At 73.1% G+C, this 18300-nt stretch carries 15 protein-coding genes; 7 read left to right on the plus strand and 8 right to left on the minus strand.

The genetic code is table 11. The features are described 5' to 3' along the window. Positions 1-115 precede the first annotated feature (115 nt). Positions 116-715, minus strand: coding sequence for a TetR/AcrR family transcriptional regulator (locus AOK11_RS24110; RefSeq protein ID WP_055595825.1), 600 nt, complete (start codon positions 713-715; stop codon positions 116-118). A 72-nt stretch (positions 716-787) separates the two neighbouring features. Here AOK11_RS24110 and AOK11_RS24115 point away from each other — a divergent pair, with 72 nt between their 5' ends. Both AOK11_RS24115 and AOK11_RS24120 read left to right on the plus strand, forming a co-directional pair. Continuing rightward, positions 788-2419, plus strand: a complete 1632-nt coding sequence (locus AOK11_RS24115; RefSeq protein ID WP_055595826.1) for an FAD-binding oxidoreductase — start codon at positions 788-790, stop codon at positions 2417-2419. Between the two features lie 105 nt (positions 2420-2524). Then, positions 2525-3406, plus strand: coding sequence for a YegS/Rv2252/BmrU family lipid kinase (locus tag AOK11_RS24120; protein WP_055595827.1), 882 nt, complete (start codon positions 2525-2527; stop codon positions 3404-3406). A 144-nt stretch (positions 3407-3550) separates the two neighbouring features. Here AOK11_RS24120 and AOK11_RS24125 read toward each other — a convergent pair whose 3' ends face one another. From AOK11_RS24125 to AOK11_RS24140, 4 genes are all read right to left on the minus strand, one after another. Further along, entirely contained in the window at positions 3551-4393 is an 843-nt protein-coding gene (locus AOK11_RS24125) for an alpha/beta fold hydrolase (protein ID WP_055595828.1), read from the minus strand. 207 nt (positions 4394-4600) lie between these two features. Further along, a complete protein-coding gene (locus tag AOK11_RS24130; protein ID WP_079035045.1) occupies positions 4601-5944 on the minus strand; it encodes a cytochrome P450 in 1344 nt (447 codons plus the stop codon). 174 nt (positions 5945-6118) lie between these two features. Continuing rightward, positions 6119-6559 carry a hypothetical protein gene (locus tag AOK11_RS24135; protein ID WP_055595838.1) on the minus strand — a complete coding sequence of 147 codons (441 nt, stop codon included), beginning with the start codon at positions 6557-6559 and terminating at the stop codon, positions 6119-6121. Positions 6560-6719: 160 nt separating this feature from the next. Further along, positions 6720-10016 carry a family 78 glycoside hydrolase catalytic domain gene (locus AOK11_RS24140; protein ID WP_055595830.1) on the minus strand — a complete coding sequence of 1099 codons (3297 nt, stop codon included), beginning with the start codon at positions 10014-10016 and terminating at the stop codon, positions 6720-6722. A 302-nt stretch (positions 10017-10318) separates the two neighbouring features. Here AOK11_RS24140 and AOK11_RS24145 point away from each other — a divergent pair, with 302 nt between their 5' ends. Together AOK11_RS24145 and AOK11_RS24150 are read left to right on the plus strand one after the other, a co-directional pair. After that, on the plus strand, positions 10319-10756 hold the full coding sequence (locus AOK11_RS24145; protein ID WP_055595831.1) for a hypothetical protein: 438 nt from the start codon (positions 10319-10321) through the stop codon (positions 10754-10756). 122 nt (positions 10757-10878) lie between these two features. Beyond that, a complete protein-coding gene (locus AOK11_RS24150; RefSeq protein ID WP_240497474.1) occupies positions 10879-11481 on the plus strand; it encodes a hypothetical protein in 603 nt (200 codons plus the stop codon). 102 nt (positions 11482-11583) lie between these two features. On the opposite strand, the gene AOK11_RS24155 is transcribed toward AOK11_RS24150, so the two are convergent. The 3 genes from AOK11_RS24155 to AOK11_RS24165 all read right to left on the minus strand — a co-directional run bounded on the left by AOK11_RS24155 (position 11584) and on the right by AOK11_RS24165 (position 15249). Continuing rightward, on the minus strand, positions 11584-12006 hold the full coding sequence (locus AOK11_RS24155; RefSeq protein WP_055595833.1) for a DUF350 domain-containing protein: 423 nt from the start codon (positions 12004-12006) through the stop codon (positions 11584-11586). Between the two features lie 124 nt (positions 12007-12130). Continuing rightward, the gene (locus AOK11_RS24160) at positions 12131-14260 is read right to left on the minus strand and encodes a bifunctional serine/threonine-protein kinase/ABC transporter substrate-binding protein (RefSeq protein ID WP_055595834.1); all 2130 of its coding nucleotides are present in this window, start codon (positions 14258-14260) and stop codon (positions 12131-12133) included. After that, a complete protein-coding gene (locus AOK11_RS24165) occupies positions 14257-15249 on the minus strand; it encodes a hypothetical protein (protein ID WP_240497472.1) in 993 nt (330 codons plus the stop codon). The genes AOK11_RS24160 and AOK11_RS24165 overlap by 4 nt, the downstream gene beginning before the upstream one ends. A gap of 239 nt (positions 15250-15488) precedes the next feature. On the opposite strand from AOK11_RS24165, the gene AOK11_RS24170 reads away from it, so the two are divergent. From AOK11_RS24170 to AOK11_RS24180, 3 genes are all read left to right on the plus strand, one after another. Continuing rightward, positions 15489-16751 (plus strand): ricin-type beta-trefoil lectin domain protein, encoded by a 1263-nt coding sequence (locus AOK11_RS24170; protein WP_055595836.1) that lies wholly within the window; start codon positions 15489-15491, stop codon positions 16749-16751. Between the two features lie 65 nt (positions 16752-16816). Further along, on the plus strand, positions 16817-17281 hold the full coding sequence (locus AOK11_RS24175; RefSeq protein ID WP_055595839.1) for a hypothetical protein: 465 nt from the start codon (positions 16817-16819) through the stop codon (positions 17279-17281). 408 nt (positions 17282-17689) lie between these two features. Then, positions 17690-18268 carry a tellurite resistance TerB family protein gene (locus AOK11_RS24180; protein ID WP_055595837.1) on the plus strand — a complete coding sequence of 193 codons (579 nt, stop codon included), beginning with the start codon at positions 17690-17692 and terminating at the stop codon, positions 18266-18268. The last annotated feature ends 32 nt before the right edge of the window (positions 18269-18300 follow it).

The following is an 18300-nucleotide window of genomic DNA, read 5'->3' on the forward strand; positions in this document are numbered from 1 at the left end:
GTCCAGGGCGACCCCGGCACCGGTGGCACCGAGCCCGACGACGAGGACGTCGACGACGTCGCCGCCCACGGCCGCGGTCAGGTCACGGGTGCGGCGGCCGGTCCGGTGCGGGAGGTCATGGGGCGAGGGTCCTCTCCAGGATGTCGCGCAGTTCCGTGAGGAGGGCCTCGTGGGTGAGGTCCGGATCGTCCTCGTCGGTCATGGTCCGCAGGGACAGGGTGAAGGACTGGACGATCAGCAGGACGGACCGCGCCTGCCGTTCGGGATGCCCGGCGCGCACCGAGCCGTCGGCGTGCCCCTCGCGCAGGGCGTCGGCCAGCAGTTTCAGCATGGCTTCCTGGCTCGCTCCGCGCCGGTCCAGCACGTAGGGCAGCAGCAGTTCGGGATCCACGCCGACGATCTTCCGGAAGAGCGGGTGCTCACCGAACGCCCGCACCCCCGCCACGAGCCCGTCGACCATCCTCGCCCGAGTGGCCAGACCCGGCCGGGCCTCCGGGACGGCCCCCGTGGCCACGCCGATCCACTCCCGTGTCATGAGGTCGCCGACCAGCGTGCGCACATCGGGCCACCGCCGGTACAGCGTCATGCGGGAGACCCCGGCGCGGCGGGCCACGTCGGTCAGCGTGGTGCGGCGGACCCCGACGGCCAGGACACAGTCGCGCACCGCGTCGAGCACGGCGTCGTTGTCCGCTTGGTTGTGACGAATAGGCGTCATGTGTCACAGTGTAACGCCACGTGAGGCCGTCGGCGACGGCCTCGCTCCCCTCGACCGGTGAGGACGACAGTCATGGACATGCTGTGGAGCGGCTGGGGCGACCCCGCCAGGGCCAAGCCGCTGCCCGACACCGTGATCGGACTCCTGCGCGACATGCTCGGCGTCAAGCCGCGCCCGAACGCACCGGTCGCCCTCGGCGAAGTGACGGTCCCCGAACCCCGGTTGGAGCCTGCGGCACGCCGTGCGCTGGCCGCCGCCCTGGACGGTTCGGACGAGGGCACGGGCAGTGGCGCGGACGGCGGCGAGGGCCACGTGCGCACCGACCCGGAGACCCGGATCCGGCACACCCGCGGCAAGTCCACCCCCGACCTGCTGCGCATCCGGGACGGCGACGTCACCGACGTCCCCGAGGCCGTCCTGTACCCCGCGAGCCACGACCAGGTGCTCGCCGTCCTGCGCGCCTGCGCCGAACACGGCCTGGCCGTGGTTCCGTTCGGCGGCGGCACCTCCGTCGTCGGCGGACTCGCCCCCGGCCGGCCGCGCCCCTTCGTCGCCCTGGACCTGCGGCGCATGGACCGCCTGCTCGCCCTGGACCCGGTCTCCCGCACCGCCACCCTGCAGCCGGGCCTGCGCGCCCCGCAGGCCGAGGCGCTGCTCGGCGAACACGGCTTCACCCTCGGACACTTCCCCCAGTCCTACGAGTGGGCCACCATCGGCGGCTTCGCCGCCACCCGCTCCAGCGGCCAGGCGTCCGCCGGCTACGGCCGCTTCGACGAGATGGTGCTCGCCCTCACCCTCGCCACCCCCGAAGGCACCCTCGACACCGGCCGGGCCCCGCGCTCGGCGGCCGGACCCGACCTGCGCCAGCTCGTCCTGGGATCCGAGGGAGCCTTCGGCGTCATCACCTCGGTGACCGTCCGGATCCGGCCCGTCCCCCGGACCCGCGTCCACGAGGGCTGGCGCTTCGACTCCTTCGAACAGGGGGTCGCCGCACTGCGCCGCCTCGCCCAGGACGGGCCGCGCCCCACCGTGCTGCGACTGTCCGACGAGACCGAGACGCTGATCGGCCTCGCCCAGCCCGAGGCGATCGGCTCCGGCACCGCGCAGCCCGCCGGATGCACGGCCGTCGCCGGCTACGAGGGCACGGAGGAGGACACCGCGTACCGCAGGCGGGGCGCCGCGGCCGTCCTGCGCGCGTGCGGCGGGACCCCGCTGGGCGAGGAACCCGGCCGGAACTGGGCTCACGGCCGCTTCTCGGCCCCGTACCTGCGCGACTCCCTCCTCGACGCCGGGGCACTGGCCGAGACGCTGGAGACCGCGACGTTCTGGTCCCGCGTGCCCGAGCTGTACACCGCCGTCCGCGACGCCCTCACCGCCACACTCACCCGGGCCGGAACCCCGCCCCTGGTGATGTGCCACATCTCCCACATCTACGAGAACGGCGCCTCGCTGTACTTCACCGTGGTCTCGGCCCAGGGCGACGGCGACCCCGTGGCGCACTGGACACGCGCCAAGCACGCCGCCAACGAGGCGATCCTCGCCGCCGGCGGCACGATCACCCACCACCACGCCGTCGGCACCGACCACCGGGACTGGTACGTCCGGGAGATCGGCCCGCTGGGCACCGACGCACTGCGCGCCGTGAAGCAGCGCCTGGACCCGGCCGGAATCCTCAGCCCCGGCGTCCTCCTGCCCGCGGACTGACGCGCGGCCCACCGGCGGCCGCCCCACCGGGCGACCGCCCGGCCTCCGACCGTCCCGCCAGACCATGTCCCCTCCCCATCCCGTCGGCCCGCCCGGAGGCACCCGATGCGACAGTTCACCGCCGTCGTCAATCCCACCGCGGGCGGATCCACCGGAGCGGCCGCGCTGCTCGCCCTCGCGCGCCCGCTCCGGGAGGCCGGCGCCGAACTGCACACGGAGTACAGCCGCAGCCTGGCCCACGCGCGGGAACTGGCCCGCGACGCGGGCCGGCGGGGCCGGGTGGTGCTGGCGGTCGGCGGGGACGGCATCGCCGGAGGCATCGGCGGCGCGCTCAGCGGAACCGGCGCGACCCTCGGTCTCGTACCGGCGGGCCGCGGCAACGACTTCGCCCGTGCCCTGGACCTGCCCGCCGATCCCGCGGCCCTGGCCCGGATACTGCTGCACAACGAACCGCGGCCGGTCGACACCATCGAGGTCGAGTCGGCCGTCCACGACCGCACCGTCGTCCTCGGCAGCGTCTACGCCGGTGTGGACGCGCTCGCCAACCGTCACGCCAACCGGTCCCGGCTGCTGCGGGGCTCAGCCTCCTACTACGCCGGCGGCCTGCGCGCGGTCACCGGCTGGCGGGCGGCGCGCTACCGGGTCACGGTGGACGGCGAGGAACACACCCACACCGGATACACCGTGGTCGCCGCCAACTCCGGCTACTACGGATCGGGCCGCGTCATCGCCCCGGACGCCCGCGTCGACGACGGCGTCCTGGAGATCGTGCTGATCGCGGATGCCCCGCGGCGGCTGTTCTTCAGCCTGATGAACGACCTCAGGACCGGTGCCCACGTCCACCGGCCCCAGGTGCGGATCCTGCGCGGCAAGGAGATCCGTATCCTCGCCGACCGGGACGTCCCCTACGGGGCGGACGGCGAGGTCGAGGCGGTTCTCCCGGTGACCCTCAGGGTCCTCCCCGGAGCGCTCCGGGTGCTCCGCTGACCGGCCCCGGCGGCCTCCGCGTCGACCCGGAAACGTGCGGTCCGTCCCATGCGCCGGACGTACCCGACCCCTCGGGTGTTTTCGGCGCGACGTGTCCGGCGACGGGGGCCGCCGGCCCCCGTGGCAGCACCTTGCGGCAGGCCGTCAGGCCGACTTGCCGAGGAAGGACAGCAGCGCCTGGTTGACCTCCTCGGCGTGCGTCCACAGCAGGCCGTGCGGGGCGCCCTCGATCTCCACGTACTCGGCGCTCGGCAGTGCCTGGTGGAACGGGCGCCCGGTCGAGTCGATCGGCAGGATGTTGTCCGCCGTGCCGTGCAGGATCAGGGCGGGTACGTCGATGGCGGGGATGTCGCCCCGGAAGTCGGTGAACCACGTCATCGGCGCGGCCGCCGCGGCGAAGAACCCGCCCGCGGAAGCCGTGTGCCAGCTGTGGCGAACGGCTTCCGGACTGATCCGGCTGCCGAGGTTCTCGTCGAGGTTGTAGAAGTCCTTGAAGAACGCCGTGTAGTACGCGTACCGGTCCGCCTTCACCGCCGACGAGATGCCCTCGAAGAACTCGTGGGGCGCCGCGCCGGCCGGGTTGTCGTCGGTCTTCAGCAGAAAGGGTTCCAGCGAGGCCAGGAAGGCCACCTTGGCGATCCGGCCCGAGCCGAACCGGCTGACGTAGCGGGCGACTTCACCGGTTCCCATGGAGAACCCGACGAGTACGGCGTCCGAGACGTCGAGGGTCTCCATGACCGTGTTCAGATCGGCGGCGAAGGTGTCGTAGTCGTAGCCCGTCGTCGGTCGGCTCGACCGTCCGAACCCGCGCCGGTCGTAGGTGATCACGCGGTATCCGGCGTCGAGCAGCGCGGCGGACTGCTTCTCCCAGGAATGGCCGTCGAGCGGGAATCCATGGATGAGGACCACGGGCTGTCCGGCCCCGTGGTCCTCGTAGTAGAGCTCGACGTCGGCGGAGTTCTCGCGTCCCACGGTGATGTGAGGCATGGGCTTCAGTCTCTCCTCGGCTCGGTGTCGGGCGGCCCGGCCCCGCGGCCCCGCCGGGGCAGCGCAACCGGGCGACCCCTCCAGGTTCGCGCGACCTGCGCGAGCCCGCATCCGGTCACGTGCCGACGAAGGGGGGGCGTGACCGCCGGGTCACGCCCCCACGCCCCTGGACGGGCTGCCGCCGGTCCGGTGGCAGCCCCGGCGAGGTCAGCCGGTGCGGGGCCGCACGGTCATGACCAGCCTGCGGGGGCGGACGGTGGCGCGGGCCACCGGCTCGACGACCTGGCCGGGGGACAGGGTCAGCCGGACCCTGCGCAGGATCGTGGCGAGGGCGGTGACCAGTTCGGTGAGGGCGAAACGGTCACCGATGCACTTGTGCTTGCCCGCGCCGAACGGCAGGAAGCCCGGTGGCGGACTGCTGTCCAGCCACCGGTCCGGGAGGAAGGCCGAGGGATCGGGGAACAGCTCGGGATCGCGGTGGAGGGCATGCTGGCAGTAGGCGAGCTCGGTGCCGGGAGGCAGGGTCCACCGGCCGAGGCGGGTCTCGGTGACCGTACGCCGGGTGACGAGCCAGCCGGTGTGGTGCAGCCGCAGCGTCTCGGTGACGACCCGGTTGAGGAAGGGCAGCCGGGGCAGATCCTCGAAGGCCACCGCTCTCCCGCCGAGAACCTCGTCGAGTTCGCCCAGCACCCGTTCCTCGACATCGGGATGGCGGGCGAGTTCGTACAGCGCCCAGGAAAGCACCGATGCCGTCGTCTCCGTACCGGCCACGGCCAGCGTCAGGATCTCCGAAGAGATCTGGTGGCCCGTCAAGGGCTGTCCGGTCTCCTCGTCCCGGGCTCGCAGCAGCAGGGACAGCATGTCCCCGGTGTCGCGTCCGGATGCCTGCAGTTCACCGACCGCCGTGTCGATGGTGGCGCGCACGGCGTCCCGTGCCCGGTCGAAGCGACGGTTGACGGGCAGCGGCAGACGCTCGGCCCAGTCGGGCAGCATGACGCGGGACCCGACCCCGTTCATCACGACCGACAGATCACGGCGGAGCCGGCGGAAGGTCCGCTCGTCCAGACTGCCGGAGAAGACGGTCTTGGCCAGCATGTCCAGCGACAGTTTGACCATCGCCTCGCGTACGTCGAGGGCTTGGCCGGGGCTCCAGCCGTCGGCGGCGCCGGACGCCTCCTCGCGCATGACGTCGACGTACCCGGCGATCTCGTGGTGGGTGAACGCCGGTTGCAGCTGGCGCCGTTTGCGGACATGGGTCTGTCCTGCCGCGGTGACCACGGAGTCACCCAGCAACTGGCCCATCTTCTCGAAGAATCTGCCCTTGTCGAGGCTCGGGCCGAGTGCGATGAGCATGGTGCGGATCAGAGCCGGGTCCTGGACGACGACCGTCCGTGTCCCGGGCTGCAGGGTGATCTCGACGAGCGGGCCGTAGGCGGCGCGGAGCGAGGCGATGAATCCCAGGTTGTCACGCATGAGGTGGACCGCGTGGCCGAGGACCGGAAGCGATCCGGAGGCCCTGGGTATGGGGGAAGGAGGGGCGGAGAGCGTCACGTGGGGGTGCTCCCTTCACGGTGGTGTCCGGCGCGTTGATCACTTCCCTCCTACGAGGGGTGGCTAACCGGACACAGCACGTGTCGTGCACCAGGTGTCCCGTGCGAACCGCCCGTTCGCCCGTCCGCCCGCCCCGGCGAGGCCGGCGACGGGCGGGGGCGGCGTTTCCGGAGCTCAGCCGGCGTACACCCTGCCCTCCTTCACCACGTAGTGGACCGGGTCGGAGCAGCCGATGGACGGAGTGACCAGCAGGCTGACCGTGAGGGGTGCGGGCTCCGTGCTCGCTGTCGAGAACCGGCAGACGGCGCCCGTACCGGTGAGCGGATACCAGAACCAGCCGTCCACGTCGCCGACGGTCACGCGGTCCGACTCCTTCCAGGCGCCGTCGGACCGCGTGTACACCTGCAGGCGCACGGACGCGGCGTACCCGTCCTCGGCCGAGCGGAGCGCGGTCAGCGTGATCCGGTGGTCGGTGCCGAGGACGGACGACGCGATCTGCCGCTGTTGCGGCGCGGCGGCGCCCGCGTTCGACGCCCCGGCGCCGACTGCGCCGAGGGCCGCCGCCGTCAGGACGGTGAGCGCCGCGGCGGCGCCGCGACGGGTGCGAGAACGCATCGGGCTCTTGTGGTCCATGACTGTTCCCCCGTTGGAACGAGTGCGAGTCGGCAGGGCTCGGAAGGCCGAACCATCCGAATACCTCCCGGTCGGGGAGGTTCACCGAGGAAGACCTCCCGAACGGGCCCGGGGTTGTACGGCGGGGCGCAGCCGCCTCAGGCTACGCCCGGCCGGTGAACTCCCACCTCCCGTGCGGCACCTGGAAGATCACGAACTCCGGCTCCGTACGGAGGTACCGGGCCCCCGTCGGCACCGTGACCCGGGACCGTTCGTCCGCCGGTACGTGCACCTCGGCGGCCGCCCCCACGGGGACCCGCACCACCAGCCGCAGCCGGCCGTCGATCCGGGACCAGGACACCCCCGCCGGCCCGCGCACCGTCCGTATCGTGGTGCGCGCCCAGTCCACCCCCGTACGCGCGTCGGGCCGCACCACGAAGGTGGCGTAGCCCGCGTCGCCCGGCCGCAGACCCGCCACGTTCTCGTAGAGCCACTGGGCGACCGTGCCCTGGAAGTAGTGGTCGCGGGAGCGGGAATCGGCCGGCCACATCTCCCACATGGTGTCGGCGCCCTGCGCGTGCCAGTATCCCCAGCTCGGGTACGTGCGTCGGGTGGCGACGGCGTGGGCCACGTCCGGGCGGCCGTGCGCGGACAGCACGCGCAGCAGCACGCTGGTGCCGAGCGCCCCGGTGTTCAGGTGGTTGCCGCGCTCCTCGACGTCCCGCACCAGGCTGTCGACGACGGTGGCGCGGGCCCCGGCCGGCACCATCCCGAAGGCCAGGGGCACGGCATTGGACGTCTGCCGGTAGCCGGGGTCCTTCGCCGTGCGGTAGTGCCCCTCGGGCCCGAGGAAGGCGGCGTTGAAGGCGTCCCGCAGCTTCCCGGCGGCCTCGCGGTAGCGGTCCGCGGTGCCTCCCTCGCCCAGCGTCCCGCCCACTTCCGCGGTGTGCAGCAGGGCGCGGTACAGGTAGGCGGTCGCGGTGAGCCGGGTGTCCTCGGGCGGATTCCCGCCGTATCCGGGCGGCAGATAATCGCCCAGCGCGGTGACGGCCAGACCGTCCCGCAGCCGGGACAGCTCCCAGTCCAGATAGCGCACCAGCGTGTCCCAGTGCTCGCGAGCGGCCCGTTCGTCGCCGTACACGCGGTACATCTCGCGCACCACGAACGGGTAGACGGTGGTCCACTCGGGGGAGGGCCCCAGATCGCCGTAACCCCAGCCGCCGCTCGGCACGATCACCGGCAGCTGCCCCTCCCCGGTCTGACTGTCCGCCAGGTCGCCGAGCCACTTGGACAGGAACCGGTGCACCCCGAAGGCGTAGGCCATGACGGGCGCCCCGAGCTGTGCGTCGCCGGTCCAGCCGTTCTTCTCGTACATGGGCGTGTCGGTCGGGATGCCGTGCAGATTGTTGAGCACGGTCCGGCGCATGGCCCCGTCCAGCCATTCGTAGAACGGCTCGGAGCAGGCGAAGGAGCTCACCTCCTCGACGGGCGTGTGCACCAGCCGTCCGAGCACCTGGCCGGCCGAGGGCCGCGCGGGCAGTCCGGTGATCTGCACATAGCGGAAGCCCTTGTAGGAGAACGAGGGCTCCCAGACCTCCTCGTCGTCACCCGCGCAGATGTACTCGTCCGTCTGGAACCGGCCCGGGACGTGGCCCGTCTCGGCGTGCACACTGCCGTCCTCCTTCAGCTTCTCGCCGTACGTCAGGCTCACCACGTCGCCCTCGGCGGCCCCCCGCACGGTCAGGCGGGTCCAGCCCGCCATGGTGCGGCCCATGTCGACCACGTACACCCCGGGGCGCAGTTCGCCGATCCCGGCGGGACGCACGGTGTCGACGATCTCGATCGGGTCGTGCGGCTGGGCGCGCAGCCGTCCGGCCGGTGCCTCCTGGATCCGGGCGGCGCGCCAGCCGCTGTCGTCGAAGCCCGGCCGGGTCCATCCGTCGGGGACCAGCCGGGCGTCGAAGGTCTCACCGGCGTAGAGCGAGTTGGAGCGCGTCGGGCCCTCGGCCAGCCGCCAGTCGTCACCGGAGACGACGGTCGTGCGGGAGCCGTCCGGATGGTCGACCTCCAATTGCGCGAGGAGCCGAGGCTCGCCGTGCCAGGGCGGCCGGTGCCAGTTCCAGACATTGGGGGTCGTCATGCCGAAGAAGCCGCGCCCGAGGGTGACCCCCAGGGCGTTCTCGCCGCGTTCCAGCAGCTCGGTCACGTCGTGCACGGCGTACAGGACGGTCCGGTCGTAGTCGGTGAACCCCGGGTCGAGGACCTGGTGCCCGACCTTGCGGCCGTTGATCTCCGCCTCGTAGTAGGCGAGTCCGACGATGTACAGCCGCGCTCGGGAGATCTTCTTGCGGACGGTGAAGGCACGGCGGAGCAGCGGTGCGGGCGATTCGGGCGCCGCCACGGCCGGCCCCGTGCCCCAGGGGCCCTGGCCGTAGGGTGCGAGGACGACCGCGGGTGCCCAGCCTCCGTCGTCGAAGTCCGTTTGTTCCCAGCCCCGTTGCATGGTCTCGGAAGTGAGCCAGCGGCCGTCGGTGGCCAGTTCGTGGCGCTGCCCGTCCGCCGTGTCGACGAGCAGCCGGACCAGCAGTCCGCCCGGGTTGACGGAAGCCCCGCCGCGGTTGGTGGCGAGCGCGGCCAGGACGACGTCCCCGGCCCGGGCGCCCGTGCCCGGCGTGGCGGTCGCTGCCGCACGGACGAGCCCGGTGACGTCCGCGGTTCTCCCGGTGCGCCAGCCGTCCGTCTGCTGCGGGGCGTGCAGGACCTGCTCACCGCCGAGGTACAGGGTGAAGTCGTCGTCGGCGGTGGCGACCACCGCGGCCCGCTCCACCTCCGTCCCCGCGGGCAGCGTCAGCCGGCCCCTGAACCACCGCGGGCCCTCGGGTGCGCCGGAGGGGGTGGCACCCGGCGACCAGATCCAGTCGGCGCCCTCGAACGAGGGCGGCTGCGGCGGTGTGCCGGCCCCGATCCAACGGGCTCGCCACTCGTCCGGCGACAACGTTGTCTCCCACCAGCGCGGTTCGCTCCAGCGTGCCGCGCGCCCCTGCGCGTCCCACACCCGTACCCGCCAGAAGTAGCGGGTGCGGGGCCGCAGCGCGGGGCCGTCGTAGGGGACCCCGACGCTGCGGTCCGAGACGACCCTGCCGGAGTCCCACACCATTCGGCCGTCCCAGCGGGCCCGGTCGCGGACCACCTGGATCCGGTAGGCGCTCTGGCGTGCGTGCCGCCCCGGGGCCGCCAGCTCCCACGACAGGCGCGGCCGTTCCACGTCGGTTCCGATGAGCGTCTCGGCGTACTCCACGGTGGTGCGCACGACGCGCAGTCCACCGGAGCGCGGGGCGGCTCCCGGCGCCGCGGCCGCCGGTACGGCGGTTGCCGGCGCGGTGGCGCCGAACGCGCCCAGGCCCGCTCCCGCGGCCACCGTCCCCTGCAGGAACCCCCTGCGCTTCCATCCCTCGGCCATGATGTGCGTCCTCTGTTCGCCGTGTCCGGTGATTGAAACGATTCACATCCGTTCTTCAGCGATCCTATGGACCCGGCGCCGGGCCCTACAAGGGGTGAGGCGCCGTCAGGAGAGGTTCAGGAGAGGCGGAGTACGGCCACGAGGGGCGAAGAACAGCCAAGTATGAACAGGAAATTCGACGATCCGATCGTGGCTGACGGGTTAATGTCAGTGTCAAGGAGCACAATGATCACTGAAAGAGATCAACACCGGCGCCGCGCTGGGTACACGGTCTCGAGACCCGGCTCCGGAAAGGCCCAGCGATGCTGTTCACCGTCAACCAGACACAGGACCGTCCGCGCGCAGGGCGGATGAACACCGGTCTCCGAGCGGCCCCCGCGCTGTCGAGCGCCTCGCTCGGCACCGCCGGCACCGACGTGCTGCGCATCATCTCCGACCCGCGCACCCCCACCTTCGTCACGGTGTACGCGAACGGCCGGCGCCGGTACAGCTACTGGCGGCCGCTCGATTCCACCACGGGCCAGGGCGGCTGCTACGCGGCCCTGCCCACCGGCGACTGCGACGCGCTGCACGAAGCGGGGAAGATCGAGCTCGGGAACCCCGTCGTGGACGCGAACCGGACGACCTACCGGGTCAGTGCCTCCTCCACCCGGGCCACCCCGCCCGCCCGCGCCCTCGCCGCACCGCTCCGCCCGGTGCGGGAGCGCGCCCGCCCGGTCCGGACCGCCCGCGTCGCCTGAGCCGGGCACGGCGTGCACCTCCCCGCGGGCCCGCGGGGAGTGGAGGGCGCGGCGCGGGGGAAGAGTAGCCGTCGAAGGCCGGGCACAGGGTGCGCGGAGTCGTGGGGAAGCACGGGAGCACCATGAGCGGCAGGGCGACGGCACACCGGGCAGGAACGGCGCGCGGGCGACGCGTGGTCGCGGGCCGGGTGATCACGGTGCTCGCCGCGGTCGCCCTGGCCGGCTGCGGCGGCCCCGGCGAAGGGGGCACGGGGGCCCCGGGCGACGTACGCCCCTCCGCGTCGCGCTCCGGAGCGGACGCGCCCCCGGCGCCCTCGTCGACTCCGTCGTCCGGGCCCGCCGGTGGCACCGCCCCGGCGAAGCCGTCGGTGCCGGCCGCGGACGGCCGCGATCCGTCCGCCTGCACGGACGGAGACTGCGAGATCGCGGTGGCCGGGCCGGTGACGATCCGGTTCGACGGTCCGGCCGGCAGCACGACCCTGTCCGTGTCCGAAGTCGGCCCGGACAGGATCGAGTACGAGGTGAAGTCCGGCAACGGCCGGTCCGCGGGCAGTACCGAAGGCCGCGGCCAGAGCTGCCGCATCGTGCTTCGCGCAGGCGGCTCCAGCACCTCGTGCGGCGGCATCGGCGACGACGGTCCGCCCAGCGCCCGGCCGGGCACCGTAATCGTCCGGATGGCGCCGGGGGAGGACGGCACGGCCCTCCTCCGCATCGTGTCGGGCTGACGGCTCGTCTGTCCTCTCCGGTGCTCGGCGGGCTTTTGCCGCCGACACCCGCTCAGGGCTCGGACGGGAAGCCGTCAGGTGCCCGGTGTCAGGTGCCCGGTGTCAGGCGATGGACGCCGAAACGACCGCGGACACCGCGAGGTTGCAGGACGCCGTCACCCAGACCGCGGGATGCGGCTGCGGGTCCACCAGGGTGCTGCCCAGACGACCCGGCGTGATGAGGTCCACCACCAGGAACGCCACGGCCATCATGACCAGCCCCAGCAGCCCGAACGCGGCGGTCGAGACCAGCCCCTTGCCGAAGTCCTCGTACGTCGTCCAGATGGACGTGAAGACGATTCCGCCGATGCCGAGCAGTGCGGAGCTGAGCACCAGGGCGGCGTTGCGGTTGCGCTCCTCCCAGATCTGCCGGCCGAGCTTTCCTGGCGTCAGCAGGTCCACCAGGACGATGCCGAGCACCAGCAGGACCAGACCGAGGGCGCCGTAGGCGGTGGCCCGGCCGAGTCCGTTGACGATGTCGCTCATGGGATTGCCGGCTCCGTAGCGTGAGGGATCGAGTGATCGCGGTCGAAGGCGAGCAAAATGTAGCGCACCCGTTCGACGCCCCGGTGAGGACGGTCGGCGGGGAGGCCGACGGCGGCGGGGACCGTCAGACCTCTCCGCCGGCCTCCCTGCCGATGTCGTCCCAGCGGGCGACGAAGCGGGCGGTTTTGCCGGTGACGCGGTAGAGGAACGCGCCGGCGTCGTCGTTCGCCTCGAAGAAGTGACCGTCGGGGTCGAAGGCGACTCTGCGGGTGATGCCCTGCCAGGGACGGCGCAGCAGTTCGGCCCGCAGAGCGGGACGGCCCTCGCCCTCGCCGTCGGCGGAGGCCAGGCCGTGGGCGGCGAACCGGACGGCGTCGTACGCCTCGGCCGCCCAGGGGGTGGGCGCGTGGCGGTGACGGCGGCGGTACGAGGCGGCGAACGCCTTGGTGAGAGGGTCGGCGTCGGCGTCGGTCCAGGCCGCGCTGACCATCCAGCCCTCCGCCTCGGCGAGGAACCGGTCGCCCAGGACGTGTTCTCCGGTGACGCGCGCGCCGCGATGACGGGTGGACCGCAGGGCGCGGGCCAGCGAGGCGGCGCGCTCGGGACGCAGACCGGCGAACAGGACCGCGTCCTCGGGGCGTTCGGCGATGCGCCGGGAGACGTCGGTGAACCCCTCGTCCGCCGCGACCTCTTCCACCGCGGTCTCGCCGTCGACCTTCCCGTACACGGTGGCGATCCGCACGGTCTCGGCGGACTCCTCGGCGTCGGTGAGATCGTGCACGATCACCGTTCTGGCGGGCTTCACGACCCGGTTGAGGTACCGCAGGACCGCGGCCGGACCCACGGTGCCGGTCGAGCGCAGCAGAAGCGAGGTCGTGGTGTTGAGACTGCTGAGCCGATGGGTGTCGGCCCGGGTGATCAGCAGGGTGATCCGGGCGCGGGTGCAGGCCGGCACGGTCTCGGGCACCGTCGAGTTCGTCCCGGCGGCGATGAGCACCGCCATGTCCCGCCCGGCGGCCAGCCGGGCGGCGGCACGGGCCGAGCCCTCGGCGCTTCCGCCGTCGTCGGCGGTGCGCAGGACGAGGTCGAAGGCCCGCCGGGGGTCCCGGTTGTGCGCGTCGACGGCGAGACGCGCGCCGCGCTCGTGCGACGTGAAGACGCCGTCGGTACGGTGACCGATCAGGCCGACGGCGTACCGGGGCCGGGCGGAGGCCCCGGGCCGGGCCGGGGTGTCACGGGGCCACAGCCACCAGGTGCCGGCTGCCGCGGCCGTGACGCCCAGGACCGCGCCGGAGGCGATCAGGCGCCGCCGGGAGGGGGAGGGCGGCCCGGCCGGTCCGCCGGGCCCGGGGCCGCCGACGACGGTGGGTTCGGGGACGGGCAGGTCGACGATGCGCGAGGCCTGGGCGGCGACCAGCGCGGGCAGCCCTTCCGGCAGCCATCCGTCCGGCTCGAACTCCCCGAAGACCTCGGACAGCCGGCGTGCGCCGGGACGCGCCTGCGGATCCTTCGCGAGGCACCGCCGTACGATCCGGTCGAGCTCGGGAGGGACGCCGTCCAGATCGGGCTCCTCGTGCACGGTCCGGTACAGCACCGCGGCCGCCCCGCCGCCGCCGAACACCGCCCGGCCGGTGGCCGCGTGGGCGAGGACGCACCCCAGGGAGAAGACGTCGCTCGCCGGCCCCACGTCGCGACCGCGCGCCTGCTCGGGCGACAGATAGCCGGGGGAGCCCACGACGGTTCCGGCGGCGGTGAGCGCGGTCGCCCCGAGGGCCCGCGCGATCCCGAAGTCGATCAGCCGCGGTCCGTCGACGGCGAGCAGGACGTTCGCCGGTTTGACGTCGCGGTGGACCAGTCCGGCGTCGTGGACGTCGGCGAGCGCGGCGGCCAGCATTCCGCCCAGGGCCCGCGCGCTCCGTACGGGCAGGGGACCGTGAGCGGCGACGGACTCGGCGAGCGACGGTCCCGGAACGAACGCGGTGGCCAGCCATGGGGTGGCCGCCTCGGCGTCCGCGCCGAGCACCGGCACCACCCAAGGGCTCTCCACCCGCCGGGCCAGCTCCGTCTCCCGCGCGAACCGGGCCCGGAAGCCGTCGTCGGCGGTGCCCTCGGTCCGGATCACCTTGACCGCGGCCAGCCGGCCGGAGTCGGTGCGCCCCAGGTACACCACGCCCATGCCGCCCGTGCCCAGCCGCCGCAGCAGCCGGAAGTCCGCGATGCGCGAAGGATCGGAGGGCCGCAGCGGTTCACTCATCGCGCCCCCTCCGGAACGCCGGTGGCGCGGGCGCCCGAGGTCGCACCGGCCCCGTCCTTCGCGTCACCGGTCCGGTCCTTCGTGCCGGAACCGTCCTCGCCACCGGCCGCGGCGCGCCGGGCGGCCTCGGCGACCACCAGACCGACCCCCTTGAGCACCTGGGACGAAACGGCGTCCTGCTCCTCCTCGGTGCGGCCGGCGCCGACCCGTGCGGTCGCGGCCACGGTGACCGGGCCCAGTCGGTGCTTGTACCAGTGGAAGGGGTTCGCCCCCTTCTCCCCGTCCACGAGGAACACCCCGGACTCCAGGAGGTCGTCGTCGGCGATGGCGTTGCGTTCCTCGGCGAACGGATTCGCCTGCGAGTACAGCTCGCGCACCCGCTCCGTGGCGTTCAGCCGCTGCTCCCGGCAGCGCAGGGACTCCTCCAGGGAGGTGGCCATGTCCCGGCGCCCGCCCAGGACGTTCTCGTGCACGGTGACGGTCAGCGACACGTACACGGCCTTCCTGTCCTCGGCCTCCGGCAGGACGAACGCCCGTGTGAGGCTGGCCAGTACGCTGCCCGGCAGCGGCTCGCGGCGCCACACGCAGTCCTCGCCGAGCACGGCCCACTCGGCGGGATCGCTCTCGTACGGGACACGTTTGCGGAAGCCGGTGCCGAAGAAGTCGGGCCGTACGGCGAGTTCGCGCAGGAAGGCGACCGCCGCGCTCCGTGTTCCCGGCGCCCGGTCCTCCGTCACGGTGTACGCCTCGTCCGCCGGCGAGGCGCTCGGGGAGGGGGACGGCGACCGGCTCGCGGTCGTCCCGCCGCCTTCGCCCGCCCGTTCCCCGGATGCCGTCGGGGAGGCGGAACCTCCGTCGGCCCCCTCGGTACATGCGGCCAGCAGCAGCGCCCCCGCCACCGCGGCCACGACTGGTCTGTACGCGGCCATGCCCCGCCCCCGCCCCTGCTTCGAACGGTCGGTTCCGTTGCTGTAGGCAGTGTGGCGCATGATGAACGCATCGGGTAACAACTCGGCCTGAAATAAGGGCTCTTGATGTTCATGGAGGTCGTCGGTCGGCCTCCTCGGGTGACGAGTGAACGGCTGTGGATCCCTGGTCCGTACCAGGGTATTGACGCCCTCTTATCTCACGTCTTGAATCAAGGGGCGACGCGCTCACCCCCACTTGTCCCCCCACCACCTCGGTCGGCGTGCCCGTCCCCGCGGGCTGCCGTACGGAAGGGAGAGTCATGTCCTCTCCACGCACGCTGCGCAGATGGCTGACCGCCGTTCTGTCCGCGGCTCTGGTCGCCTCCGCCGCCGTCGGGACCGCCCGGGCGGAACCGGCGGACACCACCACGACCGCCGCCGTACCCGCGGACGGTGCCGCGGCCGCCGCCGTGACGTTCTCGGACGCCTTCGACGGCCCCGCCGGGGCGGCGGTCGACTCCTCGAAGTGGCAGCTCGAGACCGGTGACAACGTCAACAACCACGAACGGCAGTACTACACGTCCGGAAACAAGAACGCCGCCCTGGACGGCCAGGGCCACCTGGTGATCACGGCCCGCAAGGAGAACCCGGCCAACTACCAGTGCTGGTACGGCACCTGCCAGTACACCTCGGCCCGGCTGAACACCGCGGGGAAGTTCACCGCGCAGTACGGGCACATCGAGGCACGGATGAAGGTCCCGCGCGGTCAGGGCATGTGGCCCGCCTTCTGGATGCTGGGCACACCGGTCAACTGGCCGGACTCGGGCGAGATCGACGTCATGGAGAACGTCGGCTTCGAGCCCTCCACCGTCCACGGCACCCTCCACGGGCCCGGCTACTCCGGTTCGGGCGGCATCGGCGCCGGCTACACCCTCCCCGGGGGGCAGGCCTTCGCGGACGGCTTCCACACCTTCGCCGTCGACTGGGCGCCGAACTCGATCACCTGGTCCGTGGACGGCAACGTCTACCAGACGCGCACCCCCGCCGACCTCGGCGGACGGTCCTGGGTGTTCAACAAGCCGTTCTTCCTCATCCTGAACCTGGCGGTGGGCGGCTACTGGCCCGGCGACCCCGACGGCTCCACCGTCCTCCCGCAGCAACTCGTCGTGGACCACGTCTCGGTGACCACCGGGGACTCGGCCCCGGGCGCCGCCGTCAGGGGCCTGGCCGGAAAATGCGTCGACGTCGCCGGGGCGAACCCCGCCAACGGGACCCCCGTCCAGCTCTACGACTGCAACGGCAGCGCCGCCCAGCGATGGACCGTGGGCTCCGACGGCACGCTCCGCGCGCTCGGCAAGTGCCTGGACGCCACCGGCAACGGCACCGCGAACGGCACGCCCGTCCAACTGTGGGACTGCACCGGCGGACCCAACCAGAAGTGGACGGTCACCGGGGCACGCGACATCGTCAATCCCCAGGCCGACAAGTGCCTCGACGTGACCGGCAACAACGCGGCCAACGCCACCCGGCTCCAGATCTGGACCTGCACGGGCGCCGCGAACCAGAAGTGGACGGTGGGCTGACTCCCGACCGGCTCCGGCGGGACCGCGACCCCGGTGGCGGTCCCGCCGACCGCTACGCTCGCCGGATGCGTACTCCCCGCTCGGCCTCGGGCTGGACCATGGCCGCCTTCGGAGCGCTCGCCGCGGCTCTGGGGGCGGTGGGTCTGATCGCACCGGGGGCGCAGTTGTCCCTGCTCGGCCTCGCGGCCCCGGACGCGCGGGGGAGCGGCGACCTCACGCCGGCCTTCGTGACGGCGTCCTCGATGGCGGCGCTCAACATGGGCGTGTACTACGTCCTTGCGGCGCTCGCCGACTGGCGGGCCTTCTTCCGGTGGACGGTGCCGTTCAGGTTGCTGACGTGCACGGTGTTCACGGTTGCCGTGATCGGCGGCCGGGCACCCGATGCCTTCATCGGCGTCGCCGCGTGGGAGGGGCTCGGCGCGGTCGCGACCGGTGCGGCGCTCCGGTACGAACGGCGCGCCGCCGCGGCGGCCGGCCCCGCCGGCGATGCCCCGGGGGCACCGGGGACCCCGGACGGCGCCGGAGCCTGACGCCGGCAGGGGCGCGACGCCACGCCCGTCCCGCATCCCCGGCCGCCGCCCTTCACCGCGGTCGCCCGGCGGCTGAGCCGTCCGGGTGAAACGCGGTAGCCGCGCGCCGAGCACACCATCGGCCTCCGCGCCGGCCCCGGCGGTGACGCGGAAGAGCCGTTCGTCGGCCTCGTGCGGTGGGCCGGCCCGGAAGTGCTGTGCCACGGGGCCGGGATCACCCTGATCCGCGGCCTCCACCGCGCGTGACCCGTGTGAGCTGCCGTCATGACAATACGACGACAGCTTTTTTGCCTTTCTTTTGCCCTCGGGGAACACGGCCGCGACGGCGTCCGTTGAGCAGGCGGACCGCACCATCCGGGACTGACGACCGGTACCGGAAAGACAGCGACAGAAGCCGAGGTGGCACCAGTGGCGATGTGGGACCGGGTCAAGGACCAGGCCAAGGCGCTCCAGCAGTCCCAGGCCGCGAGGTCGGGAGGAGGACAGCACGGGAACCCCGGACCGGGACAGTCCGGCGGCCGCGCCCGCGGCTCGTCCTCCGGCGGCTCCAAGGCCCAGCTGCTGGGGCTGCTGAAGTCGCAGCTGGCCTCTGCGAAGACAGAACTCAAGAGCGGCGCCTACCGGGACGCGAGCATGGCGATGTGCGCGCTGGTCGCGGCCGCCGACGGGTACGTCGAGCCGGCGGAGCGGCAGCGCGTGGAGGAGCTGATCGTCTCCAACGAGGTCCTGCAGAACTTCCCGCCGGACCAGCTCCGCAAGCGGTTCAACGAGCACGTGGACCAGCTCATGGCGAACTTCGAGACGGGCAAGGCGCGAGCGCTGCAGGAGATTGCCAAGGCGTCGAAGAAGCCGGTCGAGGCACGCGCGGTCGTCCAGACCGGCATGGTCGTCGCCGGGGCCGACGGCACCTTCGAGGCGTCCGAGCAGCAGGCCGTTCGCGAGGCCTGCGCGGCCCTGGGCATCTCGCCCACGGAGTTCGGAGTCTGAGGACCCCTCGGACCGCTCCCGCCGTCCGCCCC

The organism is Streptomyces hirsutus (assembly GCF_001418415.1).
Classification (GTDB): Bacteria; Actinomycetota; Actinomycetes; order Streptomycetales; family Streptomycetaceae; genus Streptomyces; species Streptomyces hirsutus.

Coding starts and splice junctions, on each gene's coding strand:
- AOK11_RS24145 (WP_055595831.1), top strand. CDS start 10,319: ATGCTGTTCACCGTCAACCAGACACAGGACCGTCCGCGCGCAGGGCGG.
- AOK11_RS24125 (WP_055595828.1), bottom strand. CDS start 4,393: ATGCCTCACATCACCGTGGGACGCGAGAACTCCGCCGACGTCGAGCTC.
- AOK11_RS24155 (WP_055595833.1), bottom strand. CDS start 12,006: ATGAGCGACATCGTCAACGGACTCGGCCGGGCCACCGCCTACGGCGCC.
- AOK11_RS24120 (WP_055595827.1), top strand. CDS start 2,525: ATGCGACAGTTCACCGCCGTCGTCAATCCCACCGCGGGCGGATCCACC.
- AOK11_RS24110 (WP_055595825.1), bottom strand. CDS start 715: ATGACGCCTATTCGTCACAACCAAGCGGACAACGACGCCGTGCTCGAC.
- AOK11_RS24150 (WP_240497474.1), top strand. CDS start 10,879: ATGAGCGGCAGGGCGACGGCACACCGGGCAGGAACGGCGCGCGGGCGA.
- AOK11_RS24115 (WP_055595826.1), top strand. CDS start 788: ATGGACATGCTGTGGAGCGGCTGGGGCGACCCCGCCAGGGCCAAGCCG.
- AOK11_RS24140 (WP_055595830.1), bottom strand. CDS start 10,016: ATGGCCGAGGGATGGAAGCGCAGGGGGTTCCTGCAGGGGACGGTGGCC.
- AOK11_RS24160 (WP_055595834.1), bottom strand. CDS start 14,260: ATGAGTGAACCGCTGCGGCCCTCCGATCCTTCGCGCATCGCGGACTTC.
- AOK11_RS24165 (WP_240497472.1), bottom strand. CDS start 15,249: ATGCGCCACACTGCCTACAGCAACGGAACCGACCGTTCGAAGCAGGGG.
- AOK11_RS24135 (WP_055595838.1), bottom strand. CDS start 6,559: ATGCGTTCTCGCACCCGTCGCGGCGCCGCCGCGGCGCTCACCGTCCTG.
- AOK11_RS24175 (WP_055595839.1), top strand. CDS start 16,817: ATGCGTACTCCCCGCTCGGCCTCGGGCTGGACCATGGCCGCCTTCGGA.
- AOK11_RS24170 (WP_055595836.1), top strand. CDS start 15,489: ATGTCCTCTCCACGCACGCTGCGCAGATGGCTGACCGCCGTTCTGTCC.